The organism is Hydrogenophaga sp. (genome assembly GCF_030158645.1).
Classification (GTDB): Bacteria; Pseudomonadota; Gammaproteobacteria; order Burkholderiales; family Burkholderiaceae_C; genus Hydrogenophaga.
Map to the genome: position 1 here is coordinate 13,465 of NZ_JAOASO010000064.1, position 26,861 is coordinate 40,325.

The 26,861-nt window shown below is 64.7% G+C and carries 23 protein-coding genes and 2 tRNA genes; 18 read left to right on the plus strand and 7 right to left on the minus strand.

Annotation, left to right across the window (positions count from 1 at the left end; translation table 11 throughout):
* Positions 1–4: 4 nt before the first annotated feature.
* On the minus strand, positions 5–3,487 hold the full coding sequence (gene mfd, locus Q1W68_RS06600) for a transcription-repair coupling factor (RefSeq protein WP_300715928.1): 3,483 nt from the start codon (positions 3,485–3,487) through the stop codon (positions 5–7).
* Between the two features lie 83 nt (positions 3,488–3,570).
* On the opposite strand from mfd, the gene ispD reads away from it, so the two are divergent.
* Together ispD and ispF are read left to right on the plus strand one after the other, a co-directional pair.
* Positions 3,571–4,305 carry a 2-C-methyl-D-erythritol 4-phosphate cytidylyltransferase gene (ispD, locus tag Q1W68_RS06605; protein WP_300655598.1) on the plus strand — a complete coding sequence of 245 codons (735 nt, stop codon included), beginning with the start codon at positions 3,571–3,573 and terminating at the stop codon, positions 4,303–4,305.
* Positions 4,302–4,796 (plus strand): 2-C-methyl-D-erythritol 2,4-cyclodiphosphate synthase, encoded by a 495-nt coding sequence (gene ispF, locus Q1W68_RS06610; RefSeq protein WP_300655596.1) that lies wholly within the window; start codon positions 4,302–4,304, stop codon positions 4,794–4,796. Before ispD ends, ispF begins: the two co-directional genes overlap by 4 nt.
* A gap of 9 nt (positions 4,797–4,805) precedes the next feature.
* Here the strand turns inward: ispF and Q1W68_RS06615 are convergent, their stop codons facing one another.
* Positions 4,806–6,209: an ATP-binding protein gene (locus Q1W68_RS06615; protein WP_300655594.1), complete on the minus strand. Its 1,404-nt coding sequence runs from the start codon at positions 6,207–6,209 to the stop codon at positions 4,806–4,808.
* Positions 6,209–6,940 carry a two-component system response regulator OmpR gene (gene ompR, locus Q1W68_RS06620; protein WP_300655592.1) on the minus strand — a complete coding sequence of 244 codons (732 nt, stop codon included), beginning with the start codon at positions 6,938–6,940 and terminating at the stop codon, positions 6,209–6,211. Before ompR ends, Q1W68_RS06615 begins: the two co-directional genes overlap by 1 nt.
* A gap of 168 nt (positions 6,941–7,108) precedes the next feature.
* Here ompR and Q1W68_RS06625 point away from each other — a divergent pair, with 168 nt between their 5' ends.
* Together Q1W68_RS06625 and Q1W68_RS06630 are read left to right on the plus strand one after the other, a co-directional pair.
* Positions 7,109–7,405 carry a hypothetical protein gene (locus tag Q1W68_RS06625; protein WP_300655590.1) on the plus strand — a complete coding sequence of 99 codons (297 nt, stop codon included), beginning with the start codon at positions 7,109–7,111 and terminating at the stop codon, positions 7,403–7,405.
* A complete protein-coding gene (locus Q1W68_RS06630) occupies positions 7,402–8,139 on the plus strand; it encodes an SIMPL domain-containing protein (protein WP_300655588.1) in 738 nt (245 codons plus the stop codon). Before Q1W68_RS06625 ends, Q1W68_RS06630 begins: the two co-directional genes overlap by 4 nt.
* A 92-nt stretch (positions 8,140–8,231) precedes the next feature.
* Here the strand turns inward: Q1W68_RS06630 and Q1W68_RS06635 are convergent, their stop codons facing one another.
* A complete protein-coding gene (locus tag Q1W68_RS06635; RefSeq protein WP_300655586.1) occupies positions 8,232–9,002 on the minus strand; it encodes a 3-hydroxybutyrate dehydrogenase in 771 nt (256 codons plus the stop codon).
* Positions 9,003–9,088: 86 nt separating this feature from the next.
* On the opposite strand from Q1W68_RS06635, the gene Q1W68_RS06640 reads away from it, so the two are divergent.
* From Q1W68_RS06640 to rimO, 5 genes are all read left to right on the plus strand, one after another.
* On the plus strand, positions 9,089–10,009 hold the full coding sequence (locus Q1W68_RS06640) for an alpha/beta hydrolase (RefSeq protein ID WP_300655584.1): 921 nt from the start codon (positions 9,089–9,091) through the stop codon (positions 10,007–10,009).
* 13 nt (positions 10,010–10,022) lie between these two features.
* Positions 10,023–12,308 carry a bifunctional (p)ppGpp synthetase/guanosine-3',5'-bis(diphosphate) 3'-pyrophosphohydrolase gene (locus tag Q1W68_RS06645; protein WP_300655582.1) on the plus strand — a complete coding sequence of 762 codons (2,286 nt, stop codon included), beginning with the start codon at positions 10,023–10,025 and terminating at the stop codon, positions 12,306–12,308.
* Between the two features lie 48 nt (positions 12,309–12,356).
* Positions 12,357–12,433, plus strand: a tRNA-Val gene (locus Q1W68_RS06650).
* A gap of 215 nt (positions 12,434–12,648) precedes the next feature.
* A complete protein-coding gene (gene phaR / locus Q1W68_RS06655; protein WP_300655580.1) occupies positions 12,649–13,185 on the plus strand; it encodes a polyhydroxyalkanoate synthesis repressor PhaR in 537 nt (178 codons plus the stop codon).
* Between the two features lie 44 nt (positions 13,186–13,229).
* Positions 13,230–14,615, plus strand: coding sequence for a 30S ribosomal protein S12 methylthiotransferase RimO (gene rimO / locus Q1W68_RS06660; protein WP_300655578.1), 1,386 nt, complete (start codon positions 13,230–13,232; stop codon positions 14,613–14,615).
* 169 nt (positions 14,616–14,784) lie between these two features.
* Here the strand turns inward: rimO and Q1W68_RS06665 are convergent.
* A tRNA-Leu gene (locus Q1W68_RS06665) sits at positions 14,785–14,869 on the minus strand.
* Positions 14,870–14,903: 34 nt separating this feature from the next.
* Between Q1W68_RS06665 and rnr the strand changes: the two genes are divergently transcribed.
* From rnr to Q1W68_RS06680, 3 genes are read left to right on the plus strand one after another with little or no spacing between them, the layout of a single operon-like run.
* The gene (rnr, locus tag Q1W68_RS06670) at positions 14,904–17,204 is read left to right on the plus strand and encodes a ribonuclease R (protein ID WP_300655576.1); all 2,301 of its coding nucleotides are present in this window, start codon (positions 14,904–14,906) and stop codon (positions 17,202–17,204) included.
* Complete coding sequence (locus Q1W68_RS06675; RefSeq protein WP_300655574.1) at positions 17,201–18,139, plus strand: type 1 glutamine amidotransferase; 939 nt, start codon at positions 17,201–17,203, stop codon at positions 18,137–18,139. Before rnr ends, Q1W68_RS06675 begins: the two co-directional genes overlap by 4 nt.
* A 53-nt stretch (positions 18,140–18,192) precedes the next feature.
* Positions 18,193–18,744, plus strand: a complete 552-nt coding sequence (locus Q1W68_RS06680) for a YggT family protein (protein ID WP_300655572.1) — start codon at positions 18,193–18,195, stop codon at positions 18,742–18,744.
* A 13-nt stretch (positions 18,745–18,757) separates the two neighbouring features.
* Here the strand turns inward: Q1W68_RS06680 and Q1W68_RS06685 are convergent, their stop codons facing one another.
* Positions 18,758–20,332, minus strand: coding sequence for an NAD(P)H-hydrate dehydratase (locus tag Q1W68_RS06685; protein ID WP_300655571.1), 1,575 nt, complete (start codon positions 20,330–20,332; stop codon positions 18,758–18,760).
* Positions 20,333–20,347: 15 nt separating this feature from the next.
* Positions 20,348–21,637 (minus strand): FAD-dependent oxidoreductase, encoded by a 1,290-nt coding sequence (locus Q1W68_RS06690; RefSeq protein ID WP_300655569.1) that lies wholly within the window; start codon positions 21,635–21,637, stop codon positions 20,348–20,350.
* 334 nt (positions 21,638–21,971) lie between these two features.
* Here Q1W68_RS06690 and rpsB point away from each other — a divergent pair, with 334 nt between their 5' ends.
* From rpsB to Q1W68_RS06720, 6 genes are all read left to right on the plus strand, one after another.
* Positions 21,972–22,727, plus strand: coding sequence for a 30S ribosomal protein S2 (gene rpsB / locus Q1W68_RS06695; protein WP_300655567.1), 756 nt, complete (start codon positions 21,972–21,974; stop codon positions 22,725–22,727).
* Between the two features lie 114 nt (positions 22,728–22,841).
* Positions 22,842–23,759, plus strand: coding sequence for a translation elongation factor Ts (tsf, locus tag Q1W68_RS06700; RefSeq protein WP_300655565.1), 918 nt, complete (start codon positions 22,842–22,844; stop codon positions 23,757–23,759).
* Positions 23,760–23,910: 151 nt separating this feature from the next.
* On the plus strand, positions 23,911–24,621 hold the full coding sequence (gene pyrH, locus Q1W68_RS06705; protein ID WP_069046664.1) for a UMP kinase: 711 nt from the start codon (positions 23,911–23,913) through the stop codon (positions 24,619–24,621).
* 41 nt (positions 24,622–24,662) lie between these two features.
* A complete protein-coding gene (frr, locus tag Q1W68_RS06710; protein WP_056277813.1) occupies positions 24,663–25,223 on the plus strand; it encodes a ribosome recycling factor in 561 nt (186 codons plus the stop codon).
* Positions 25,224–25,261: 38 nt separating this feature from the next.
* The gene (gene uppS / locus Q1W68_RS06715) at positions 25,262–26,032 is read left to right on the plus strand and encodes a polyprenyl diphosphate synthase (protein WP_300655563.1); all 771 of its coding nucleotides are present in this window, start codon (positions 25,262–25,264) and stop codon (positions 26,030–26,032) included.
* The gene (locus Q1W68_RS06720) at positions 26,025–26,858 is read left to right on the plus strand and encodes a phosphatidate cytidylyltransferase (protein ID WP_300655561.1); all 834 of its coding nucleotides are present in this window, start codon (positions 26,025–26,027) and stop codon (positions 26,856–26,858) included. The genes uppS and Q1W68_RS06720 overlap by 8 nt, the downstream gene beginning before the upstream one ends.
* Positions 26,859–26,861 lie beyond the last annotated feature (3 nt).

Consider the following 26,861-nt stretch of genomic DNA (forward strand, 5'->3'; position numbering starts at 1 on the left):
GGGATCAAACAGTGGCGGGTTGTTTTGTCGGTTGGCCGAGCGATCGGAGCACGTCACGCACCAGCTGCACGCGGTCTTTCACCTCGGGCAGGGCGCGCTCGATGCGAAGCTTCTCGTTGCCGGCCAGCTTGATGTGGCGGTTCTTCTGGATCAGCTCGATGATGCGCATCGAGTCGAACGGCGGGTTGGGGCGGAAGGTGATCTGGATCACACCGGGTGCCGCGTCCACCTTGACCACGCCGTAGGGCGCGCTGAGCACGCGCAGGCGGTGCACGTCCACCAGCGTCTGGGCCTGCGGCGGCAGTTTGCCGAAGCGGTCCACGATCTCTTCGAGCAGGCTGTCCACCTGGTCGGTGGTCTGCGCGGTGGCCAGCTTCTTGTAGAACGACAGGCGCAGGTGCACGTCGCCGCAATAGTCGCTGGGCAGCAGGGCGGGGGCGTGCAGGTTGATGTCGGTCGTGACCGAGAGCGGTGAGAGCAGGTCGGGTTCACGCCCGGCTTTGAGCGAGCGCACGGCTTCACTCAGCATCTCGTTGTAGAGCTGAAAGCCCACCTCCAGCATGTTGCCGCTCTGGTTCTCGCCCAGCACCTCGCCCGCACCGCGGATCTCCAGGTCGTGCATGGCGAGGTAAAAGCCGCTGCCGAGCTCCTCCATCTGTTGAATGGCGTCCAGCCGCTGCGCGGCCTGTTTGGTGAGGCCTTCGATGTCCGGGACCATGAGGTAGGCGTAGGCCTGGTGGTGGCTGCGGCCCACGCGCCCGCGCAGCTGGTGCAGCTGCGCCAGGCCGAACTTGTCGGCGCGCGCCATCACGATGGTGTTGGCGGTGGGCACGTCGATGCCGGTTTCGATGATGGTGGAGCACAGCAGCACGTTGAAGCGCTGCGCCACGAAGTCGCGCATCACGCGTTCCAGTTCGCGTTCGGGCATCTGGCCGTGCGCGATGGCAATGCGCGCCTCGGGCAAGATTTCTTCGAGCTTCTGCCGGCGGTTCTCGATGGTGTCGACCTCGTTGTGCAAGAAGTAAACCTGCCCGCCACGCTTGAGCTCGCGCAGCACGGCTTCGCGGATCACGCCATTGCCCTCGTTGCGCACAAAGGTCTTGATGGCCAGGCGGCGCTGTGGCGCGGTGGCGATCACACTGAGATCACGCAGGCCTTCAAGCGCCATGCCCAGGGTGCGCGGGATCGGGGTGGCCGTGAGCGTGAGCACGTCCACCTCGGCGCGCAGCGCCTTCATCTGCTCTTTGTGGCGCACGCCGAAGCGATGTTCCTCGTCGATGATGAGCAGGCCGAGGTCTTTGAACTTCACGCTCTCGCTCAGCAGCTTGTGCGTGCCGACCACGATGTCCACCGACCCGTCGGCCAGACCCTTGGCGGCGGCGGTGATTTCTTTGGCAGAGCGAAAGCGGCTCATCTCGGCGATCTTCACCGGCCACTTGGCAAAGCGGTCCACCAGCGTCTGGTAGTGCTGCTCGGCCAGCAGTGTGGTGGGCGCGAGCAGGGCCACCTGGCGCCCGCCGGTCACGGCCACGAAGGCGGCGCGCAAGGCCACTTCGGTCTTGCCGAAACCCACGTCGCCACAGACCAGCCGGTCCATGGGGCGCGGGCTGATCATGTCCTGGATGACGGCGTGGATGGCGGCGCGCTGGTCGGCGGTTTCCTCGAAACCGAAGTCGTTGGCGAACACCTCGTAGTCTTGTGCCGAGTAGCGGAAGGCGTGGCCTTGCCGCGCGGCGCGGCGGGCGTAGATGTTGAGCAACTCGGCGGCGGCATCGCGCACCTGCTCGGCGGCCTTGCGCTTGGCCTTTTCCCACTGGCCACTGCCCAGGCGGTGCAGCGGTGCTTCGTCGGCACCCACGCCGGTGTATCGCCCGATCAGCTGCAGTTGGCTCACCGGCACGTACAGCACGGCCTTGTCGGCGTACTCGAGGTGCAGGAACTCCATCAAAGCGGGCGTGCCGTCGGCGTTCTTCTCGCCCATGTCCATGTTGACCAAGCCGCGGTAGCGCCCGATGCCGTGGGTGATGTGCACCACTGGGTCCCCCAGGTTGAGCTCGGAGAGGTCCTTGATCAGCGCGTCGACATCGCTGACCTGTTCCTGCTTCTTGCGCCGGCGCGTGGTGGGGCTGGCGGCGAAGAGTTCGGTTTCGGTGACGAAGTCGATGCCGTCTTCGAGCCACGAAAAACCGGTGGAGAGGGCGGCGGTGGCGATGCCGAGCTTTTCGCTGCTGGTCTGGAACTCCAGCAGCGAATCAAAGGCCGGCGGGTTGACGCCGCTGGCGCGCAGAAAGTCGAGCAGGCTTTCGCGCCGACCGTCGCTCTCGGCCAGCAGCAGCACGCGCTGGGCGGTGTTGCGGATGTGGCCTTGCAGGCGCGAGAGCGGGTCTTCGGCGCCGCGCACCACCGAGAGGTCGCCCAGTTTCTGCGCGAACGCGCTGTGCTCCTGATCGGCCTGCACCGGCCGCACCGAGAGCTGCGCATGCGCGTTGGCCCGCGCGTAAAACTGCTCCACGCTCAGGAACAGCGAATCGGGTGGCAACACCGGGCGCTCCGGGTCACCGTGCACCAGGCGGTAGCGGTCTTTGGTGTCCTGCCAGAAGCGCTGAAACGCCGGTTCCAGATCGCCATGCAAAACGACAGTCGCGTCCGCGCCGAGGTAGTCGAACACGGTGGCGGTGTCGTCGAAGAACAGCGGCAGGTAGTACTCGATGCCGGCGGTGGCCACGCCGTTGCCCATGTCCTTGTAGATGCGGCTCTTGGTCGGGTCGCCGTCGAGCAGCTCGCGCCAGCGGCTGCGGAATTTCGCGCGGGCGCCGTCGTCCATGGGGAACTCACGCCCGGGCAGCAGCCGCACCTCGGGCACCGGGTAGAGGCTGCGCTGGCTGTCGGGGTCGAAGGTGCGGATGCTGTCGATCTCGTCGTCGAACAGGTCCACGCGGTAAGGCACGAGGCTGCCCATGGGGAAGAGGTCGATCAAGCCGCCGCGCACCGCGTATTCGCCCGGGCTCACCACCTGGGTCACGTGCTGGTAGCCCGCGAGCGTGAGCTGGCTCTTCAGGCGCGCTTCATCGAGCTTTTGTTTGACCTTGAACTGGAAGGTGTAGCCAGCCAGGAACGCCGGTGGCGCCACGCGGTACAGCGCGGTGGTGGCGGGCACCAGCACCACGTCGGCGCCGGTGTCCTTGTCGCGCTGCGAGATTCTCCAAAGGGTGGCCAGGCGTTCGCTGATCAGGTCCTGGTGCGGCGAGAAGGTGTCGTAGGGCAGGGTTTCCCAGTCGGGAAACAACGCGCAGCGCAGCTCCGGCGCGAAGAACGCCATCTCGTCGATGAGGCGCTGCGCGTCGTTGGCGTCCGACGTGATGATGGCCGTGAGTCGGCCCGCGGCCTTGTCGCGCGCCGCGAGTTTGGCCAGCAGCAGCGCGTCGGCCGAGCCGCCAGGGTGGGGCAGGGTGAAGCGTTTGCCGGGGGTGAGTTTGGGGAGGTCCATGACGGGCGGTGTTTCCATGACGAACACCCCCGGTCCGAGCGGACAGGGGGTGTGTGAGGCCTGATTTTAGAATGCAGCCACCCATGCCCGATGCCGCCCACGAATTGACCCCCCACACCACTCCAGAGGCCGGCATCCGTTGCCACGCCTTGTTGCCCTGCGCCGGCACCGGCTCGCGAGCCGGCACCGAAGTCCCCAAGCAGTACCAACCCATCCTCGGCCTGCCCATGGTGTTGCACACCCTGGTGGCCCTGCGCGCGGTCACGCGGCTGGACCGCCTGGTGGTGGTCGCGGCGCCCGGTGACGATTTCTGGAACACCGGCTATCCCGGGGTCAAGGCGCTGCGCTGCGGCGGCAGCACCCGCGCTGAAAGCGTCTTCAACGGCTTGCAGGCCTTGCTGGACGAGGGGACCGATCCGGCCGACTGGGTGCTGGTGCACGACGCTGCGCGCTGCCTGGTGACCGCGCCCATGGTCGATGCGCTGATCGACGCCTGCCAACACGACGCCGTGGGCGGCCTGCTGGCCATCCCTTTGCCCGACACGCTCAAGGCCGAGACCGATGGCCGTGTGAGCGCCACGGTGGACCGCGCGGGCAAGTGGCTGGCGCAGACGCCGCAGATGTTTCGTCTCGGTGCCTTGCACGCCGCACTGAAAGCGACGGTGCCAGAGCGCTTTGCCGGCGTCACCGACGAGGCCAGCGCCATGGAAATGGCCGGTCACCGCCCGCTGCTCGTGCAAGGCAGTGCGCGCAATTTCAAGATCACCTACCCCGATGACTTCGCGCTGGCCGAAGCCATCTTCAGGAGCCGCGCATGAACACCGCCCCCATGTTTCGCATCGGCGAGGGCTGGGACGTGCACGCGCTCGTGCCGGGCCGCCAACTCATCATCGGTGGTGTGCACATTCCGCACACCCAAGGCCTGCTGGGTCATTCCGATGCCGACGTGCTGTTGCACGCCATCACCGACGCCTTGCTCGGTGCCGCCGCGCTGGGTGACATCGGGCGCCATTTCCCCGACACCGACGAGCGTTTCAAGGGCGCCGATTCGAGCGTGCTGCTCCAGGAGGCGGCCCGGCGGGTGCGCGAGGCGGGTTTCGAGATCGGCAACGTCGACAGCACCGTGATCGCGCAAGCCCCCAAACTCGCACCACACATCCCGGCCATGGTGGAGGGCATCGCCCGCACGCTGGGTGTCGCGGTGGGTCAGGTGAATGTGAAAGCCAAGACCGCCGAGAAAATCGGGCCGGTCGGGCAGGGCCTGTCGATCGAAGCGCGCGCGGCGGCCTTGCTGTTCAAGCCGGCCTGAACCCCGGCGTCAGCCGGGAGCGCGTTGCAGCTTCAGGTGGGCCGACAAGCCGCCCGTGCTGCTGTTGGCCAGCGCAAAGCGGCCACCCATGCGGGCAACCGCCCGGTCAACGATGGCCAGTCCCAAACCCGTGCCGGTGGCCGATGTCCGGGAGACATCCCCCCGAAAAAACGGCTGGGTCAGCTGCTCCAGGATCTCGGGGTCCACGCCCTGCCCGTGGTCGCGCAGTTTGATCAACACCCAGTCGTCCTTGGGCTTGGCGGCGATCTCCACCCGCGCCACGCCCGTGGCGGGATCGCGTCCGTACCGGCAGGCGTTCTCCAGCAGGTTGGCGAACACGCGCTGCAATTCCACCGCGTCGCCCATCACCACGGTATCGGGCGGGATGCTGGTGGTGAACACGTTGCGTTCGTCGTCGCCCAGCGCAAACACCGCCGCGTCCACCACCTGGTTCAAGCTCACGCGTTCGGGTGTGATGTGGTCGGGCCGCGCGTAGTCGAGGAACTTGTCGATGATCGAATTGACCTGCTCGATGTCGGCGGCCATGTGTTCGCGCGCCTGTGGGTCGGCCACGCTCATCTCGGTTTCCAGTCTCAGGCGCGACAGCGGCGTGCGCAGGTCGTGCGAGATACCGGCCAGCATCAGCGCACGGTCCTGCTCGATCTTGGACAGCCGCTGCGCCATGCGGTTGAAGCCGATGTTGACTTCGCGGATCTCGCTGGTCGCCACGGTCTCATTGAGCTGGCTGGCATTGAAGTCGCCTTCGCGCACGCGGCTGGCGGCGAACGAGAGTTTTTTCAGCGGGCGGTTGATCAGGCGGGCAATCAGCGCAGCCCCGGTGAGCGAAAGCAGGGCGGCTGTGCCCAGCCAGATCAACCAGGTGGTGCCGGCCACCGGACCAATGCGAGAAGGGTCGGTGAGCAACCAATAGGGGTCGCCGTCGATGGTGAAGCCGATCCACAGGCCTGGCGTGCCATTCACCTCGCGTGCCACCAGGGTGTCGGGCCCCAGGCGCCCACTCAGTCGCTCGGCCACGTTGCGGCTGAGCACGTCGGTGTTGTAGAGGCGGTAGGTGTCGTTGGGCTCCCGCGGTGCAATCCGCAGGCCCTCTTCGTCGGCCAGGGTCTTGATCAGCGAGACCCGGGCGATCGAATCCGAATGAACCAGAGCCGCCCGGCTCAGGTTGACCAGCGAGGCGAGCTGGTTGGCGCTTTGAAGGGCCCGCGGTTCGTACTCGAGCGCTCGAAAGGTTTGCAGCCACGCCACGATGCAGCCCACCAGCAGAAGCGCCAGGAAGAAAAAGGTTCGCCAGAACAGACTGAAGCCCCGGTTGGGCCTCAGCTCCAGCGGGGCCGGTGCGGTCTCCAGCGACGTGGGCTGGGTTTCGAAGGGAAGCCGCGATTCTTCCGACATCAGGCGTTGCCGTCCGGCACGAACACATAGCCCACGCCCCACACGGTCTGCAGGTAGCGCGGCGATGCGGCATCTTCCTCGATCAGCTTGCGCAGCCGGGACACCTGCACATCCAGGCTGCGGTCAAACGGCTCGAACTCGCGGCCGCGCGCGAGCTGAGCCAGCTTTTCACGCGAGAGCGGCTGGCGCGGATGGCGCACGAGTGCCTTGAGCATGGCGAACTCGCCCGTGGTCAGAGGCAGGTCGGCGCCTTCCTTGCGCAGCGTGCGCAAGCTCAGATCGAACTCGAAGGGACCGAAGTTCACCACCTCCTGGTCCTGGGACGGCGCGCCGGGCACTTCGGTGGGCGGGCGGCGGCGCAGCACCGCGTGGATGCGGGCCAGCAATTCGCGCGGGTTGAAGGGCTTGCCCAGGTAGTCGTCAGCACCGACTTCCAGGCCCACGATGCGGTCGACGTCTTCGCTCTTGGCGGTGAGCATGATGATCGGCGTGCGGTCGCCATTGGCGCGCAGGCGGCGGCAGATGGACAGGCCGTCTTCGCCCGGCATCATGAGGTCGAGGACGATCAAATCCACCGAATCTCGCTGCAGAACCCGGTTGAGCGACTTGCCATCTTCGGCCAACATCACTTCAAACCCTTCCTGCATGAGGTAGCGGCGCAGCAGGTCGCGAATGCGGACATCGTCATCCACCACCAGTATCTTGTTGGGGCGAGCGTTGTTTTGTGGCATGTAGGCAACTTCCTGAATATGTAACAAACGCGATTGTGGCAGCGCCAAGTGCTTGTCAGCACTGGATTTTTATTTTTCTGACATGCTGTTACAGATGTTGCCCGCGACGGCGGTCCCTTCATAGCACGCACATCCCACAATGAACGAATTGTTGATACTCGAGCGACCATGAAAACGTATTTGCCTGTGGGCTTGATCCTGTTGACGCTCGGCTCGGCACACGCCGGCCCGGGTGATCGGCGAACCCAGCCGCTGCCGTCCAACGGTTCGGTGATGGTCATGCCCATCTCGGTGGATGAGAGCGAGCCTCGGGGTGGCGGCATGCGCTTGCGCGAAGTGCTCAGGCAACCCTTTGACGACATGGAAGACAACGCCAAGCCTTACCGCTTGTCCGTTGAAGAGCGTCAGCGACTGCGCGAACAACTTCGCGGTCAGTCACATCACGAAAACAAATTCAAACCATGACCTTGTCAGCACACCGCACCGTTCACCCGTCCAGATTGCGCACCCTCCTTCTCTCTTCTCTCCTCGCCATCGGCACCCTGGCCCAGGCCCAGAGCGTGCAGCCACACCCCCTCAATGTTGTGAATCTGTCGGCCAGTGGCTTTCTCGAAGCTCCGCAAGACTGGTTGAGCATGAGTTTGAGCACCACCCGCGAAGGGCCTGATGCGGTCACGGTGCAAAACCAGCTCAAGACCGCCCTTGAAGCCGCGCTGGCCGTGGCACGTGCCAGTGCCCAGCCCCAGCAACTCGAGGTGCGCACGGGCCAGTTCAGCCTGTATCCGCGTTATTCGGACAAGGGCAAGATCAGCGGCTGGCAAGGCAGCACCGAGCTGGTTCTCGAAGGGCGCGATTTCGCCCGGATCAGCACCACCGCGGGCAAGATCCAGACACTGACCATGAGCAACGTGGGTTTCTCACTGTCGCGCGAAGCGCGCCAGAAGCTGGAGTCCGATGTGCAGGCCATGGCCATTGAGCGCTTCAAGGTCAAGGCCGGCGAAGTGGCCAAGGGATTTGGTTTTGCCGGCTACAGCTTGCGCGAGGTCTCGGTGAGTTCGGCCGATCAGGAGGGCCGTCCTTTCCAGCCGCGCGCCATGGCCATGGAAGCCAAGGCCGCCATGTCGGACGCGGCGGTGCCGGTGGAGCCGGGCAAGTCCACCGTCAACGTCTCGGTTTCCGGGTCGGTTCAGTTGAAGTGAAGAACCGTCTCGCCTGACGCAACCCAGCCCCACGGCGCCGGGCTTCGTGCGCCACCCGCCGGAGGGGGGCGCGCGAAGCGCGAAGGAGCTGACTACTGCGCCGCCCAGCCGCCGTCCATGTTCCATGCGACACCGCGCACGTTGTTGGCCGCCGAAGAGCAGAAGAACACCGCCAGTTGGCCCAGCTCGTCGGGCGTGGTGAACTGCATCGACGGCTCTTTCTCACCCAGCAGCTGTTTCTTGGCGTCCTCGTTGGAGATCCCCAGCGCAGCGGCCTTGGCGTCCACCTGTTTCTGCACCAGGGGCGTGAGCACCCAGCCCGGGCAGATGGCGTTGCAGGTCACACCGGTGGTGGCGTTCTCCAGCGCTGTCACCTTGGTCAGGCCCACGATGCCGTGTTTGGCCGCCACGTAGGCGGACTTCTCGGCCGAGCCGACCAGGCCGTGCACCGAAGCCACGTTGATGATGCGGCCCCAGTTGGCCTTCTGCATCGCGGGCAGCGCGAGTCGGCTGGCGTGGAAGGCGCTGGTGAGGTTGATGGCGATGATGGCGTCCCACCGCTCGACCGGAAAGTCTTCAATGCGCGCCACGTGCTGGATGCCGGCGTTGTTCACCAGGATGTCGACCTGTCCGAAGGTCTTGGCGGCAAACGCCATCATGGCTTCGATCTCGGCGGGCTTGCTCATGTCGGCGCCGTGGTAGGTCACCTTCACACCCAGCGCGGCGATCTCGGCCTGGGGGCCGTCGGCATCACCAAATCCGTTGAGCACGATGTTCGCGCCCTGGCGCGCCAGGGCCTTGGCGATGCCCAGGCCGATGCCGCTGGTGGAGCCGGTGACAAGGGCGGTTTTGTTGGCAAGCATGTGAAATCTCCACTTCCATTACGATTGATTGAACGGTGTGCGGGTCATTATCACGGACACTTTCCGCACCTCTAACACTGCGCACCATGCAAGCTCCCCAACTCCACTTCCTCACCGTGGGCGGCGCGACCGCAACGACCGGCTTGCCGCGTCGGCTGGCTTACTGGGAATGGTCCTGCCAGACTGCCGATCAACACCGTGTGGTGGTGTGTGTGCACGGCCTGTCGCGTCAAGGCATGGACTTTGAGACCCTCGCGCAAAGCCTGCGCCAACACGCGCGTGTGGTTGCGGTGGACGTGGCGGGGCGCGGTCACAGCGACTGGCTGGCCGACCCCATGCAGTACCAGATTGCGACCTACGCTGCCGATCTGGCCGCGATGGTGGCGCACCTGCGCGCACAGTCGCCCGGTGTTCCGATCGACTGGGTCGGCACCAGCATGGGGGGGCTCATCGGCATGGCATTGGCCGCACACCCACAGACCGCACTGCGCCGGCTCGTGCTCAACGATGTGGGGCCGGTGATCCAATGGGAGGCGCTGCAGCGCATCGGCTCCTACATCGGTCTGAACCCCTCGTTCGACAGCGCGACGGCCGCGGTGGCGTACCTGGCGTCCATATCCGCCGGTTTTGGTCCGCACACGCCCGAGCAGTGGCGCGCGCTTTCGCTGCCTCTGTTGCGCGAACGTGAAGGCCGTTGGTGGTTGCATTACGACCCCGCGATCGGTGCACCTTTCAAGGCCATGACCGCTGCGGCCGACGAGCAGGCCGCGCGTCAGATGGTGCAGGCGGGCGAGGCCGCGCTCTGGGGTCTCTACGACGCCATCCAGACACCCACCTTGCTGGTGCGTGGTGCGCAATCCGATCTGCTCACCCCCGAGACGGCCTTGCAGATGACGCAACGCGGCCCGAAAGCGCGGTTGGTCTCGTTTGAAGGTGTGGGGCACGCGCCCACGCTGGTGGCCGACGACCAGGTGGCGGCGGTGCGGGATTTCCTGCGGTCGAACTGAGCTCGCGATCGGCATGAAACGTTCATCACCTCCGGGTACGGCCGACGCAGTCCAGGTGTCCTCGGCCATCGTCGCGGCCACAGCAGACAGCCTGCCGCACCAGGCGCAGGCGCTGGTGCGCGCGCGCGCCTTTGCAGAGCCGCTGCTGGCCCATGAGGAGCTCGACACGGGCGAGAACATCCTGGCACACGCCAATGCAGTGGCCGACGTTCTGGCCGATATCGGCGGCTCCGAGGCCATGCAGGCCGCGGCCTATCTGGTCTATGCCTGCCAACACCTGAACCGGCCCCAGGAGGTGATCACCAAGGCCTTCGGCGAGAACTTTGCAGCGCTCGCGCTGGAGACCACCAAGCTGGTGCAACTGCAGCGACAGGCGCGCATCAAGACCGCTGAAGTGCAGGCCAAAAAAGAAGAGGAAAGGCTGGCGGCGCTGGACCCGGCGGCGTCCACCAACAAGGGCCCGGTGTCTGAGCTGGCTGCCAGCCAGACCGAAAACGTGCGCAAGATGCTGCTGGCGTTTTCTCGGGACTTGCGAGTGGTCATGCTGCGCCTGGCCTCGCGCTTGCAGACCCTGCGTTACTTTGCCGCCAGTAAGGGTGATCCCGGACACGCGTTGGCCAGCGAGTCGCTCCATGTGTTCGCGCCGTTGGCCAACCGCCTGGGCATCTGGCAGATCAAGTGGGAGATGGAAGACCTTGCGTTCCGCTTTCTGGAGCCGCAAACATACAAGGACGTCGCACGTCTGTTGGACGAGAAGCGCGCCGAACGCGAGGCCCATGTGGAGCAGGTGCGTCAGCAGCTGGAGGCCGATCTGCAGCGGCAAGGCGTGCCGGCCTCCGTGCAAGGGCGGCCCAAGCACATCTACAGCATCGTGAAAAAGATGCGCGGCAAGTCACTGGATTTCGATCAGGTGTTCGACATCCGTGCGTTGCGCGTCATCGTCCCGCAGGTGAACGACTGCTATGCCGTGTTGGCCCATGTGCACGCGCAGTTCGTGCCGGTGACCGACGAGTTCGATGACTACATCGCCAAGCCCAAGCCCAACGGCTACCAGTCACTGCACACGGTGGTGCGCGACGACCAAGGCAGGGCGTTTGAAATCCAGATTCGCACCCAGGCCATGCACGACCACGCCGAGCACGGCGTGGCCGCACACTGGGCTTACAAAGAGGCGGGGGCCAAAGGCTATGCCGGTGTGTCGGCCAGTTCCGACTACGACGCGAAGATTGCCGTTTTGCGACAGCTGCTGGCCTGGGAGCGCGACCTCAGCGGGGCCGCACAAGGCCTGTTTGATGACCGCATTTATGTGCTCACGCCGGACGCTGCGATTGTTGAACTGCCGCAAGGCGCCACGGCGGTGGATTTTGCCTACACCGTCCACACCAGCCTGGGTCATCGGTGCCGTGGTGCACGGGTGGACGGCGCCATGGTCACGCTCAACACGCCGCTGCAGAACGGTCAGACCGTGGAGATCACGGCCGCCAAGGAAGGTGGACCATCCCGCGACTGGCTCAATGGCGAGTTGGGCTACCTGGTCAGTCACCGCGCCAAGAGCAAGGTCCGGGCGTGGTTCAACGCGCAAGCCATGGAAGAGACCATGGCGCGTGGGCGCGAGGCTGTGGAGAAACTGCTGCAGCGTGAAGGCAAGACCGCGCTGAAATTTGACGACCTCGCGGTCGCCATGGGCATGACCTCCGCGCAGGAGCTGTTCGAGCAGGTTGGCAAGGACGAGTTGTCGCTGCGCGCGATCGAATCGCACCTGCGCCCTCCCGAGGTCGCTGCACCGGACGAGATGCCCGGTTGGCTCAAGAAGCCGCGCAAGAATGCCGGCGCTTCGGCCGGTGGCGTGCTGGTGGTGGGCGTCGATTCACTCATGACGCAGCTGGCCAAGTGCTGCAAGCCGGCGCCACCCGACGAGATCGGTGGTTTCGTGACGCGCGGCAAGGGCGTGAGCATCCACCGTGCGGATTGCACCGACTTCGCGCATCTCCAACGCAAGAGCCCGGATCGCGTGATCGACGTGCAGTGGAGTGGTCAGGGTGGGGCAGGGCGCGATGGACAGGCTGCCGTGTATCCGGTGGATGTGGGTATCGAGGCGCAAGACCGCCAGGGTCTGCTGCGCGATATCTCCGATGTGTTCGCGCGAGAAAAAATGAATGTGATCGGGGTGCAAACACAGTCGGTGAAAGGCGTGGCCTGGATGACCTTCACCATCGAAGTGGCCGACGCGAGGCAGGTCGCCAGGGCCATGGCGGTGGTGGGCGACGTCTCCGGTGTGCGTGAAGTTCGTCGGCGCTGAAAAACGGGCTCGCAGTGCTGCTATACTTTGCAGCTTCGAATCGTTTGTAGGCGCGTAGCTCAGCTGGTTAGAGCACCACCTTGACATGGTGGGGGTCGTTGGTTCGAGTCCAATCGCGCCTACCAAACTTTCTCCGGATGCCAGGCATCCCGCAATCAAGCCCGACCCTGAGTCGGGCTTTTTTGTGGCCGTTTTTAAACAGCCTCGTCAAATGTCGTCAGATCGTTAGCATGCACAGGGAAAACCCATGCTGCGGGGTGGTTCAAGCGTTTCTAGAATGCTTCATGAAATCCCGGCCTTCGTCGGGGTTTCGTTTTCTCCTTCGCCGAAAGATCCATCAGTGCAAAAAAACAAGGCCGAGAGTGGCAGTCAGCCCGCGGTGCGCGTCATCAAGAAGTACCCGAACCGGCGTCTGTACGACACCGACACTTCGTCGTACATCACGCTCGCCGAGGTCAAGACGCTGGTGATGGACAACGAGCGCTTCGTGGTGCGCGATGCCAAGACCAATGACGACCTCACGCGCAGCATCCTGTTGCAGATCATTCTGGAAGAAGAGACCGCCGGTGTGCCCATCTTCACGGAGCAGGTGCTGGCCAACATCATTCGCTTTTATGGCCACGCCATGCAGGACTTCATGGGGGCCTATCTTGAGAAGAACGTGCAGATCTTCATGGACCTGCAGCACAAGATGACCGAGCAGTCCAGCGGCGCGAATCCTGAAGCCTGGAAGCAGTTCATGAACGTGCAGTCGCCCATGATGCAGGGGATGATGGGGACCTACCTGGAGCAATCGCGCAGTGCGTTCACGCAGATGCAGGAGCAGATGCAGAAAAACAGCGAGCAGATGCTCGCTGCGCTGGGGCTCAAGCGCTGAATCCGGGATCTGCGGCCTTGCAGCAGGTCTGAGACAATCGGGGGATGTCTGAAACGCTTGCCCCGGTCGCCAACGCGGCCCCCAAAGTCGGATTTGTCAGCCTGGGTTGCCCCAAGGCGCTGACCGACTCCGAACTCATCCTCACGCAGCTCAGCGCTGAGGGCTACCAAACCTCCAAGACCTTCGCCGGTGCCGATCTGGTAATCGTCAACACCTGCGGCTTCATCGACGATGCCGTGCGCGAAAGCCTGGACACCATCGGCGAAGCCCTGGCCGAGAACGGCAAGGTCATCGTCACGGGTTGTCTGGGTGCGCGCGAAGGCGAGGGCGGCGGCAACCTGGTGCGCCAGATGCACCCCAGTGTGCTTGCCGTGACCGGTCCACACGCCACGCACGAGGTGATGACCGCGGTGCACCTGCACCTGCCCAAGCCGCACGATCCGTTCGTGGACCTTGTGCCGCCGCAAGGCATCAAGCTCACGCCCCGTCACTATGCTTATCTGAAAATCAGCGAGGGTTGCAACCACCGCTGCACCTTCTGCATCATTCCGTCGATGCGTGGCGATCTGGTCAGTCGACCGATCGGTGATGTGCTGACCGAAGCGCGCAAGTTGTTCGAAGCCGGCGTCAAGGAGCTGCTCGTGGTCAGCCAGGACACCTCCGCCTACGGTGTGGATGTGAAGTACCGCACCGGCTTCTGGGATGGCAAGCCGGTCAAGACCCGCATGCTGGATCTGGTTCGCTCGCTGGGTGAACTGGCCAAGGGCTATGGCGCGTGGGTGCGTTTGCATTACGTGTACCCATATCCGCACTTGGACGAGATCATTCCGCTCATGGCCGAAGGTTTGTGTCTGCCGTACCTGGATGTGCCGCTGCAGCACAGCCATCCCGATGTGCTGCGTCGCATGAAGCGGCCGGCCAGTGGCGAAAAGAATCTGGAGCGCATCGCGCGCTGGCGCGAGCTGTGCCCGGAGATCGTGGTGCGCAGCACCTTCATCGCCGGTTTCCCTGGCGAGACCGAAGCCGAGTTCGATCACCTGCTCGAATTCCTGCGCGAAGCGCGTATCGACCGCGCGGGTTGTTTTGCCTACTCGCCCGTGGCGGGTGCTGTGGCCAACGACTTGCCCGACGCGGTACCCGACGCCGTGCGCGAAGAGCGACGAGCCCGTTTCATGGCGGTGGCCGAAGCTGTGTCGGCCGACAAGCTGCAGCAGCGTGTGGGCGCAACCATGCAGGTGCTGGTGGATTCCGCACCCGGCCTGGGGAAAAAGGGCGGTATCGGTCGCAGTTACGCAGATGCGCCCGAGATCGATGGTGTGGTGCGTTTGCTCCCGCCCGAGAAGATCAGCAAAACCTTGAAGGTCGGTGAATTCACCAAGGCGCGCATCGTCGCAGCGCAGGGACACGATTTGCTGGCGGTCCCGATTTGATGTCGGAGGTCCACCTCTTGGTGACCCCAGGCAGCGTGGCAAACGCCCAGCCGCACATGCTGCAAATTTCGCAGCATGTGATCAGCGCGTCATCAAGCGGTCATCCGCTCGTTTGCGCTGAGACAAAAGAAAAGGGCTTGCAAACATCACGTTTGCAAGCCCTTATGATTGGTGCCCAGGAGAGGACTCGAACCTCCACGCCTCTCAGCGCTAGTACCTGAAACTAGTGCGTCTACCAATTCCGCCACCTGGGCATTTCAGGAAAAACGCAATTATAGCAGAGAAAAAGTGAACGAAAAAAACAGCCTGTTGGCCGAATATGAAGGTGTCGTCTCCGGTCATCGGGACGGCCATGGTTTTGTGATCCGCGACGATGGTCAGGCCGATATCTATCTGCCCTCCAACGAGATGCGGGCGGTGCTGCACAAGGACCGGGTGAAGGCCCGCATCGTGCGACTGGACCGCAAAGGCCGACCCGAGGGACGCGTGACAGAAATCGTCGAACGCTCCGACTCCCCCATCATCGGTCGCCTGTTGCAAGAGAGTGGTGTGTGGCTGGTGGCGCCGGAAGACAAGCGCTATGGGCAGGACGTGCTGATTCCCAAGGGGGCCACCGGTTCGGCCAAGCCGGGACAGGTGGTGGTGGTGCAACTCACCGAACCGCCTGCGCTGTATGGGCAGCCGGTGGGACGTGTGAAGGAAGTGCTGGGCGAGATCGACGACCCCGGCATGGAGATCGAGATTGCCGTGCGCAAGTACGGCGTGCCACACGAGTTTTCTGACGCAGCGATGGCCCAGGCCCGCGCACTGCCCGACCATGTGCGCGCCGCCGATCACAAGGGACGCGTCGACCTGCGTGATGTGCCCCTGGTCACCATCGATGGCGAAGACGCGCGCGACTTCGACGACGCCGTGTATTGCGAGCCAGCCAAGGTGGGCAAAGGCAAGGGCTGGCGCTTGCTGGTGGCGATTGCGGATGTGAGCAACTATGTGCAGACCGGCTCGGCGATCGACATCGACGCCTACGACCGCGCCACGTCCGTGTATTTCCCGCGCCGCGTGATTCCCATGCTGCCGGAAAAGCTCTCCAATGGTCTGTGCTCGCTCAACCCGGGTGTGGAGCGCCTGTGCATGGTGTGCGACATGCTGGTCAACGCCAAAGGCGAGGTGCATGCGTACCAGTTCTACCCGGCGGTGATGTTCAGCCACGCACGCTTCACCTACACCGAAGTCGCTGCCATCCTGCAAAACACGCGCGGTCCCGAAGCCAGCCAGCGCAAGGCGCTCGTGCCTTACCTGCTCAACCTGCACGATGTTTACCGAGCGCTGCTGGCGGCGCGTGGCGAGCGCGGTGCGGTGGATTTCGAGACCACCGAAACGCAGATCGTCTGCGATGACTCGGGCCGCATCGAGAAGATCATTCCGCGCACGCGCAACGACGCTCACAAGGTGATTGAAGAGGCGATGCTGGCGGCCAATGTCTGTTCGGCCGATTTCATCAGCGAGGGGAAACACACCGGCCTGTTCCGCGTGCACGAAGGCCCCACGCCTGAGAAGCAGGAAATCCTGCGCAATTACCTCAAGGCCATGGGCGTGTCGCAGACCATCGGGGACAACCCCAAGCCCGCCGACTTTCAGAAAATCGCGGCGGCGACCAAGGACCGGCCCGAGTCGCAACAGATCCACACCATGCTGCTGCGTTCCATGCAGCAAGCCATTTACACGCCGGTCAACAGCGGCCACTTCGGTCTGGCGTTCGAGGCCTACACGCACTTCACCAGCCCGATCCGCCGCTATCCCGACCTGCTGGTCCACCGCGTCATCAAGGCGATCCTGGCGCGCAAACGCTACGAATTGCCGGCCTTGCCCACGCCGGGCGAAGCCCATGCGAAGCTGAGCAAGCGCCTGGCCAGCCGAGCCAAACCGCTGGCGGTCGGCGAGGTCGCGAAGAAGCCCTCTCTGGATACCTTGGCATGGCAGGCGGCGGGCCTGCATTGCAGTGCCAACGAACGCCGCGCGGATGAGGCCAGCCGCGATGTGGAAGCCTGGCTCAAATGCAAGTACATGCGGGAGCACCTGGGCGAGGAGTTCAGTGGTGTCGTGAGTTCGGTCACCAGCTTTGGTTTGTTCGTCACGCTGGACGCCATGTACGTGGAAGGCCTGGTGCACATCACCGAACTCGGCGGCGAGTACTTCCGGTTTGACGAAGCGCGCCAGGAACTGCGCGGCGAGCGCACCGGCATCCGTTACGCACTGGGCAGCCGGGTGCAGGTGCAGGTCAGCCGTGTGGATCTGGATGGTCGGCGCATCGACTTCCGTCTGGTCAGTGGCGACGACGATCTGGTGCTGCGCGCGATGCGCGACAAGACGGGTCAGGCGGGCACACCGGAAGGCGCGGCGGGGGCACCGCGTGGGGGCAAAACCCAACGAGGGCGAGGCTCCGACAGCGCCGCTGCAGGTCGGCAGGAGCGTGCCCCCCGTGCCCCTGTGATGGACGCCAAGCCGGCCGGGAAAAAGGCCGCGAGCAAGAAGCCGGATCGTGGCGCTGCCCGCAGCACCGCCAACCAGCCGCGCAAGAGCCGGCGTTGAGTGGCAGCCACCTCGTGAGCGCCACCTTGAAAAAGCTGGCCTCGGCGCCAGCAAAAAAGCGGGTTGGCAAAGTAGCGCATTTGCCCACCGAGCGCCCGCTTCGGATCGGGGTGTCGGCCCGCTTGCTGTACCAGGTCCCATCGGAGCTGGGCTTTCGCAACAAGAACCTGCAGTACATCGAGCAGTCGTTGGCGCACTGGATCATGGAGCATGGCGCCATCGCCTTCATGGTGCCCGCTGTGGCGCACGACAGCAAGCACGCGGCGCGCCACCTGCAGGTCGAGCACGTGGTGCAGGAGCTGGATGCCTTGGTGTTGCAGGGCGGTGCCGATGTGGCTCCACAAACGTACGGCCAGACGCCGATCGACCCGCGCTGGCAGGGCGATGTGGTCCGTGACAAGTACGAGTTGGCCTTGCTCAGGACGTTTCTCGCGCAGAAAAAGCCGGTGCTGGGCGTGTGCCGCGGTGCGCAGCTGCTTAACGTGGCCTTTGGCGGCACGCTGTACCAGGACATTTCCACCCAGTGTCCGGCGGCTCATGCTCACGTGGACACCGATCTGTACGACCAGCTGGAACACGACGTGACCTTCCTGCAGGGCACAGCCCTGACCAAGCTCTACCCCCACGCTTCGCAGTTGCGCGTGACCAGCATCCACCACCAGGCGGTGGCCGAGCTGGGCAAGGGCATGGTGGTGGAGGCGGTGTCCACGCTGGACGGCATGGTGGAGGCGATTCGCTGGACGGGCGACGCGTACGCGCGCGGCGTGCAGTGGCACCCGGAGTTCCACCATGGCCGCCACGCGCTGGCCGACAGCTCACCGATCATGCTGGACTTTCTCGAGGCTTCCAGGGCCGCGGCCATGGAGCGCCTCGGTGCGGGTCGCGAACCCGATCCGCGTGTGCCCCGTCCGCCCCTGAGGTTGTCGGGCGACTGAGTTTCGACGTCCCGTCGTCTCACCATCAGAATCCAACCCACCGGCAGCACCGCATGCGAATCGTTTTTTTCCTGCTCGAAACACTGTTCTTCTTTTTGATGGCGATGGCCCTGTTGCGCGCCTGGATGAACCACCTCCGTGTGCACATGTCGGCCCAGCCCGGGCGGTTCGCCATGGCGGTGACCGACTGGCTGGTGCAGCCCATGCGCCGCATCCTGCCGCGTGCGCTGGCCCAGAGCCGCATCGATTGGGGCAGCATCCTCGCAGCCATCCTGCTGTCCCTGGCGTATGGCGGCATCTGGCTGATGCTGGCGTCGGGCGTCTCGGAGCTCTCCGCTTCCCCGGCGGCCTGGTTGCTCACCATCCTGACCATGGCATTGCGCATCCTGGTTCGCACACTGCTGCAAGGATTGATGATTCTCTTGATCGGCTATGCCATCCTGTCCTGGGTGCAGCCGCAGTCTCCGGTGATGGGTACGCTCGACCGGCTCGTGGCGCCTTTGCTGCGCCCCATTCGACGCGTGATTCCGCTCGTGGGCGGGGTCGACCTGTCGGTGCTGGTGCTCATCATCCTGTTGCAGGTCGGCTTGATGGTCCTGGGCTGACCCCTCTGCGCTGTCAGGCGATGGGTCGGGCGTTCAGTGCGAGGCGACCCGCCACCAGCGCCTCATTCGGGTCCCATCGATCGGCGAGTTGGCCGTGCTGAAAAACCGCGCTGCCGACCCGACCCAGGGCCTCCTCGGGTGATGAGACGCCCCTCGCCAGGGCGCTGCCGATCATGCCCGCCAGCACATCCCCCGTGCCCGCCGTGGCCAGCGCGGCGTTCCCGGTGGGGTTGATGCGCGCCATTTCATGCGGCGCGGCGATCACCGTGCCCGAGCCCTTGAGCACACACATGGCGCCGAAACGCTCGGCGATGCTTTGCGCTGCCTGCACCCGATGGGCCATCACCTGCGTCGTCCCGGTGTTGAGCAGCCGCGCTGCCTCCAGTGGGTGCGGTGTCAGCACCGTGGTCCAGCCGCGTGTGCGGCGGTGGCTCAGCCCTGCTTGCAGTTCGTCGTCGCGAGCGATGGCGTTGAGGGCATCGGCGTCCAGCACCAGTGTGCAGGCTTCTGCCAGCAGCTGGGGCAGGATCGCCGCCACCGATGCACCGCCACCGCAGCCGCAGACAAAGCTGGCCTGCTGCAGCAGGGGTGCGTCGAACAGGGTGTCGGGCCGGCGGAACATGAGCTCGGGGCACACCGGGTCCCAAGTGGTCGGATGGCTTGAACCGGTTTCCAGCAGGCCCACAAACACCCGTCCTGCGCCCGCGTGCAGTGCCGCCCGTCCCGCCAGCACGGCCGCGCCCGTCATGCCCGCACCTGTCTTGTCCACGCCCTGCCCACCGATCACCACCACGTCGCCAAAACTGCCTTTGTGGCTGGCGTGCGCCAGGGTGTTTCGGGCCTGCGCATGCGTCGCCTGGCCCGCCAACCAGGCTGTGGCGGGCACATCGACGACCGAGGCGCCCAGATCGTCCAACCAGACCCGACCCGCTGCATCGCGCCCGTGTCCGGTGAACAGCCCCGGCTTCAGGGTCAGCAAGGACAGTGTGTGGCGTGGTCCCGGCTGTGGGCTGGCGGCGGGGTCGCCGCGCTCCGGTGCGACCGCCGCCATCGCACCGGTATCGGCGTGCAACCCACTGGGCAGGTCCACACACAGCACCGGCGCCGCGGTGGAGCGCAGGCTTGCCAGCCAGGAAGCCAGCACGCCCGTGGGTGGCCGAAGCGCACCGATGCCCAGCAGCGCGTCGATGGCGAAGTCGGCCTCCGGTGGCGGCGTGGTCTGAAACACGACACCCGCGGACTGCGCCGCTGCCAGTGCCTGGCGCGCGTCGGGCGGCAGCTTTGCAACGGACGCCTGGTCATCTGCCGTGTGTGTCACCACCACCCGCAGACCGTTGCCCGACCGTTGGGCCCAGGCGTGGAGGTGTGTGGCCGCCACCAGGCCGTCGCCTCCGTTGTTGCCCGGGCCACAAGCCACCCAGATGCATCGTGCGTGCGGCGCCAGCGCTCGCGCCAGTCGGGCCACGGCCAGACCCGCTCTCGCCATCAGGGCATGGTGGGGGAGGGCGGCCTGGGCGGCTTGCTCGATGGCGCGCGTGGCCGCTGTGTCAAACAGAGGCTCAGGTCGATCGTTGTGGATGATTCGCATGGGCCTCAGTCTGGCTCAAAGTCCGAACCGTTGGGGTGAGCAGGCGCTCAGATCGAGGTCGGGCGAGTGACCGCCCATCCGGTCAGCCAGCGCCCGGGCTGCCCCACACGCCACGGACCAGCCCGCGTGCCCATGACCCAGGTTGAGCCAGAGGCCCGGAAACCGGCTCTCTCCGATCAGCGGCATGCCATCGGCCACGGTGGCCTGGACGCCTCGCCATTCCTGCACGCTCCCGGCCGGCCCGCCCAGGCGCACGGCGCCCGGGAACCAATCCGCGAGCGCGCCGTACAAGCGTTGCAATGCGGCTTTGGACGGTGGACCGGATTCGCGTCCCCACTCGGCGCCGCCGGCCACGCGCACGCGCTGGCCCAGTCGGGCGATCGAGACGCCGTGCCGCGCATCGAGCACCGCCGATTGCGGTGCGTCCATGGGCTCGCGAACCGCCGCACTCAGTGAATGCCCGACCACGGCCTGCAACGGCAGTTTGAGTCCGAGCGGTGCCAGCGTGCCGACCGCCGCCATCCCGGCGCAGACGACCACCGCATCGAAGCGCTCGCTGAAGTCTCTGGACGCGCCGTCGGGGTGGGACGCGGTGTGTGTGAGCGTCAGATTCACCCCCGAACCGTTCAATGGCTCGATGCGACTGACGATCGTGTTGAACTCGAAGCGGCAGCCCAGTCGCTGGGCCTGTGCGCGCATCAACACCGCGAATTCGCGGCAATTCGCCACCGCATCGCCGCCCAGCTCCACGGCGCCGTGCAGCGGCGTTTCGGCATTGAGAGCAGGTTCCAAGGCGCGAGCCTCATCGCCCGAAAGCATCTTGGCCGGTATGCCGAGGTCCTGCATCTGCCGCAAGGGTGTGCTGGCAGCACTGGCTTCTTGCTCGGTGCGCAGCAGCACCAACATGCCGTGGCTGCGGTCGTGCTCCAACTGATATTGGGTGGTGATCGCCTGTTGGCACTCCTGGCTGTAACGCACCCATTGGTGAAGCTGTGCGTGTTTCGACAAGGCTTGCGCGCCCTGGCCAGACCGGCGCCATTGCCGCAGCCAACCCCACTCGCCGACCCTGGGCAGTCGCGACAGTTTCAGTCCGGCGCCAACGGAGGACCAGGGCCAACCCAGGCGCCCATGATCGAGCGCCCAAGCCGCTGTCCAGCCGGGTGCGATGAGTGCCCCGTTGGCGAAACTGGCCTCCTCGGCCACCGTGCTTCGCCGCTCGAAAACCGTGACCTCGTGGCCATCCCGCGTCAGCTCATGCGCGCAGGTGATGCCCACGACTCCCGCACCGGCGATGGCGATTCTCAAATCCGGCTCCCGAAAAGCGGCGCGTGGTCGGTCCTGGGCACGCGCGGCGCGGCGCTCACAAAGCGGGGAACGGAGTCGAACATGGAGAGGGCACGCAAAAAGAGCGGGAGCCGCGGTGAAGGCAAGCCCCGAGGGAGGGTGTGTACGGGAGGTGGCTGCTATAATCGACAGGCTTTGCAGGTGACAAACAAGACAACCGTCTTCATCAAACCTGCAAAGACAATCGCAAACCAGCCCAACCGGGTGTCGTCTGCGGCGACTCCATCAGAACAGACGGGGTCTCCAACAGAGGATCGGGGCTGGATTTTAGACTCAACCTCTGGAAAGTTAACTCATGTCAATCTCCATGCGCGAAATGCTGGAAGCCGGTGTCCATTTCGGTCACCAAACCCGCTTCTGGAACCCCAAGATGGCGCCGTACATCTTCGGTCACCGCAACAAAATCCACATCGTCAACCTCGAAAAGACGCTGCCTCTTTTTGAAGACGCTGCCAAGTTCGTGCGCCAACTCTCCGCCAACCGCGGCACCATCCTGATGGTGGGCACCAAGCGCCAGTCGCGCGACATCGTGGCCCAGGAAGCCCGCCGTGCCGGCGTGCCTTTCGTCGACCAGCGCTGGCTCGGCGGCATGCTGACCAACTTCAAGACCGTCAAGACCTCGATCAAGCGTCTGAAGGACATGCAGGCTCAAAAAGAAGCCGGCCTGGACAGCATGACCAAGAAGGAGCAGCTGACGTTCTCCCGCGAAATGGAGAAGCTGGAAAAGGACATCGGCGGCATTCAGGACATGACCTCCTTGCCCGATGCCATCTTCGTGATCGACGTGGGCTTCCACAAGATCGCCGTCCTCGAAGCGCAGAAGCTGGGCATCCCGCTGGTCGGCGTGGTGGACACCAACCACTCGCCCGTGGGCATTGACTACGTGATCCCCGGCAACGACGACTCGGCTCGCGCCGTGGCGCTCTACGCACGCGGCATCGCCGATGCGATCCTGGAAGGCCGCAGCAACGCCGTCAACGACGTCGTGAAAGCCGTTGCCGCCGAGGGCGCCGACGAGTTCGTCGAAGTCAAGGAAAACACCGCTGCTTGAAGGCGCTGCTCCCATGAAAGAGGGGCTCGCGGGCCCCTTTTTCGCACCGAAATCCGATTGTTGAACATGGCCGACTTCAGCCCGAGGGGCGAAGCGGCGCCAAGGAGAAAACAGATGGCAATTACCGCAAGCATGGTCGCCGAACTGCGCGCCAAGACCGACGCTCCCATGATGGAGTGCAAGAAAGCCCTGACCGAAGCCGAGGGCGACATGGCCAAGGCCGAAGAGCTGCTGCGCGTGAAGCTCGGCACCAAAGCCGGCAAGGCCGCCAGCCGCGTGACCGCCGAAGGCGTGGTCGCCAGTTTCATCGACGGCACCACCGGCGGTCTGATCGAGGTGAATTGCGAAACCGACTTTGTCACCAAGAACGACAGCTTCCTGGCACTCGCCAAGGCCGCAGCCGAACTCGTGGCCAAGCACCAGCCGGCCGACGTGGCCGCTTTGGGTGCGCTGTCTTACAGCCAGGACGGATTTGGCCCCACGCTCGAAGACGTGCGCAAGGGCCTGATCGGCAAGATCGGCGAGAACATGTCGTTCCGCCGCTTCAAGGCTTACAGCGGCGCCAGCAAACTGGCGGGCTACCTGCACGGCACCCGCATCGGCGTGGTCGTGGAGTTCGACGGTGAAGAAGTCGCAGCCAAGGACGTCGCCATGCACGTGGCGGCCATGAAGCCCGTGGCCCTCACCAGCAGCGATGTGCCGGCCGAATTCATCGAGCGTGAGCGCTCGGTGGCCACGGCCAAGGCCGATGAAGCCAACAAGGAACTCGAAGCCGCTGGCAAGCCGGCGCAGAGCGCCGAGATCGTTGCCAAGCGCATCGACGGTGCTGTGCAGAAGTACCTCAAGGAAGTGTCGCTGTTCAACCAGCCCTTTGTGAAGAACGACAAGCAGACCGTCGAAGCCATGCTCAAGGCGGCAGGCACCACCGTCAAGGGTTTCACCTTGTACGTGGTGGGCGAGGGCATCGAGAAGAAGGTGGACGACTTCGCCGCCGAGGTGGCCGCGCAGGTCGCCGCCGCAAAAGGCGCCTGAACGTTCTGCCGCAGCGGCTTTGGCTGCTGCTTCAAAAAAGACGACGGGCCGCAAGGCCCGTTGTCTTGTGTGTCGCCGGCACCGAACGAGCGTCGCTCCTCGGTACACTTGCCGGCTGGATCTTGTGTTTTTGCTACCTGAAAGTTGTCACATGCCTGCCTACAAACGGATTCTGTTGAAGTTGTCGGGTGAAGCCCTCATGGGCGACGACGCCTTCGGCATCAACCGGGCCACCATCGTGCGCATGGTGGAAGAAATTGCAGATGTCACCCGATTGGGTGTTCAAGTGGCCATCGTCATCGGGGGTGGCAACATTTTTCGCGGCGTGGCGGGCGGCTCGGTGGGCATGGACCGTGCCACCGCCGATTACATGGGCATGCTGGCCACGGTGATGAATTCGCTCGCGCTGGCCGACACCATGGACAAAGCCGGCCTGGTGGCCCGCGTGATGTCGGCCATCGCCATCGAGCAGGTGGTCGAGCCTTATGTGCGCCCCAAGGCCTTGCAGTACCTCGAGGAAGGCAAGGTCGTGGTGTTTGCCGCCGGTACGGGCAATCCCTTCTTCACCACCGACACCGCTGCCGCGTTGAGAGGCGCGGAAATCGGCGCCGAAATCGTGCTCAAGGCGACCAAGGTGGACGGTGTGTACAGCGCCGATCCGAACAAGGATCCCACCGCCACGCGGTACGCCTCGATCACGTTTGACGAGGCGATGCAGAAGAACCTGCAGGTGATGGACGCCACGGCATTCGCCCTGTGCCGCGATCAGAAGCTGCCGGTCAAGGTGTTTTCGATCTTCAAGCCCGGTGCGCTGCGCGACGTGGTGATGGGCAAGGACGAAGGCACGCTGGTTCACGTGTGATGGCCGGAGGCCCACACCACTTGCTGATTTGAGGAGTTTTCATGAGCGTTGATGACATTCGAAAAACCGCCGAGCACAAGATGATGCAGTCGGTGGAGGCATTCAAGAACGGCCTGACCAAAATCCGCACCGGACGTCCGAACCCGGCGCTGCTGGACACGGTGCACGTGGACTACTATGGCTCCATGTTGCCGCTGTCGCAGGTTGCCAACCTCACCCTGCTCGATTCGCGCACGATCGGCGTTGCGCCCTGGGAGAAGGGCATGGGCGCCAAGATCGAGAAGGCCATCCGGGAATCCGACCTGGGCCTGAACCCCTCGAGTCAGGGCGATCTGATCCGCGTGCCGATGCCACCCATGACCGAAGAGCGCCGCAAGGAACTCACCAAGGTTGTGCGTGGCGATGGCGAAGCCGCCAAGATCGCGATTCGCAACCTCCGCCGCGACGCCAACGAGCAGGTCAAGAAGCTGGTCAAGGAAAAGCTGGCGTCGGAGGACGACGACCGCCGTTCGCAGGAAGACATCCAGAAGCTCACCGACCGGGTGATCAACGAGGTGGACCGTCTCGTGGCCGGCAAGGAGCAGGACATCATGGCGGTGTGACCGTCCCTCTGTTTCCGACATTCCCCACACCCCAATACATGGCCCCGCCCAGTTCCACATCCAGCCCAGCGCCCGCCTCGTTGCCCCGGCACGTGGCCATCGTGATGGATGGCAATGGTCGCTGGGCGCAGAAACGCTGGTTGCCGCGCGTGGCAGGGCACAAGCAAGGCGTCGAGGCCCTGCGCCGCGTCGTCAAGGCGTGCCTGGAGCGGGGCGTTTCCGTGTTGACTGTGTTTGCGTTTTCTTCGGAGAACTGGAACCGGCCGGTGGAGGAAGTGTCCAGCCTCATGGATTTGCTGGTGCTGGCGCTGTCGCGGGAGGTGCCTTCGCTGAGTGGAAACGGCGTGCGCCTGCATTTCCCGGGCGACAGGCGCGGATTGTCCAGTCGCGTGGTGCAAGGCCTGGTGGCGGCAGAGCGAGAGACCGCCCAGAACCACAAGCTGGTACTCAACGTCTGTTTCAACTACGGCGGTCGTTGGGACATGGCCCAGGCGGCTCAGCGATTGGTCGCGCAGGGGCGAGAGATCACCGAAGAAAGTCTCAACGGGGCGTTGTCATTGGCCCATGTCCCCGATCCCGACCTCCTGATCCGAACCGGGGGCGAGCTGCGCATCAGCAATTTTCTGCTGTGGCAGGCCGCCTACACGGAACTGGTGTTCACCGAATGCCTGTGGCCTGACTTCGATGCCGCCGAGCTGGACCGTGCACTGCTCGAGTACGCCAACCGAGAGCGGCGCTTTGGTCAGACGTCCGAGCAGCTCGGTCAGGTCGAGCCCATGCTCGCAGCGGGCGGCGACCGACATGCTTAGGCAACGCGTCATCACCGCCGTGCTGCTGTTGGCGGTGTTGTTGCCCGCCTTGTTTTATCCCTCCATCGCACCCTTTGCCGCCTTCACGCTGTTGCTCATCGTGGCCGCCGGCTGGGAGTGGGCCCGACTCAATGGGGCGGGCGCGCGCCTGTCGCTTGCGCTGGGCATGGGCCTGGGTGCGTTGATGGCCGCCATCTGGTTGTTGGGTGGGTTGACACACTCCTGGCGCGGTTTGTGGATGGTGGTGGGGATGTTGTGGGTGTTGCTGTCCGTGGTCATGCTCGCGCGCGGTGTGTCGGGCTGGGGTGCATGGCCTTCAGGTCTGCGCCTGTGGCTGGGTCTGGGACTGATCGGATGCGCGTGGCTGGCCATGGTGCAGGCCCGACTCGTCGGGCTGGAATTTCTGCTGTCGGTGCTGCTGCTGGTGTGGGTGGCGGACATTGCGGCCTACGCCGGCGGCAAGACGTTCGGGCGGCGCAAACTGGCGCCCTCGATCAGCCCAGGCAAATCGTGGGAAGGTGCCGTGAGTGGTTTCATGGGTGTGTTCGTGCTGGCGGCCATCTGGCTGTGGGCCGACGCGCAAGGCGTCGGCCATGCGACCAGCCTGTACGCCCGGCTCTGGAGTTTCGGCCCGCTGCTGGCCGTCGTCTCGCTGGCCTTCATGGTGTGCATGAGCGTGGTCGGCGATCTGGTCGAGTCGCTGGTGAAGCGAAGCGCCGGCGTGAAAGACTCCAGCGGCCTGCTGCCTGGTCATGGTGGGGTGCTTGACCGTGTTGACGCCCTGCTGCCCGTCCTGCCTCTGGCGATGATGCTCACCACTTTTTGATTT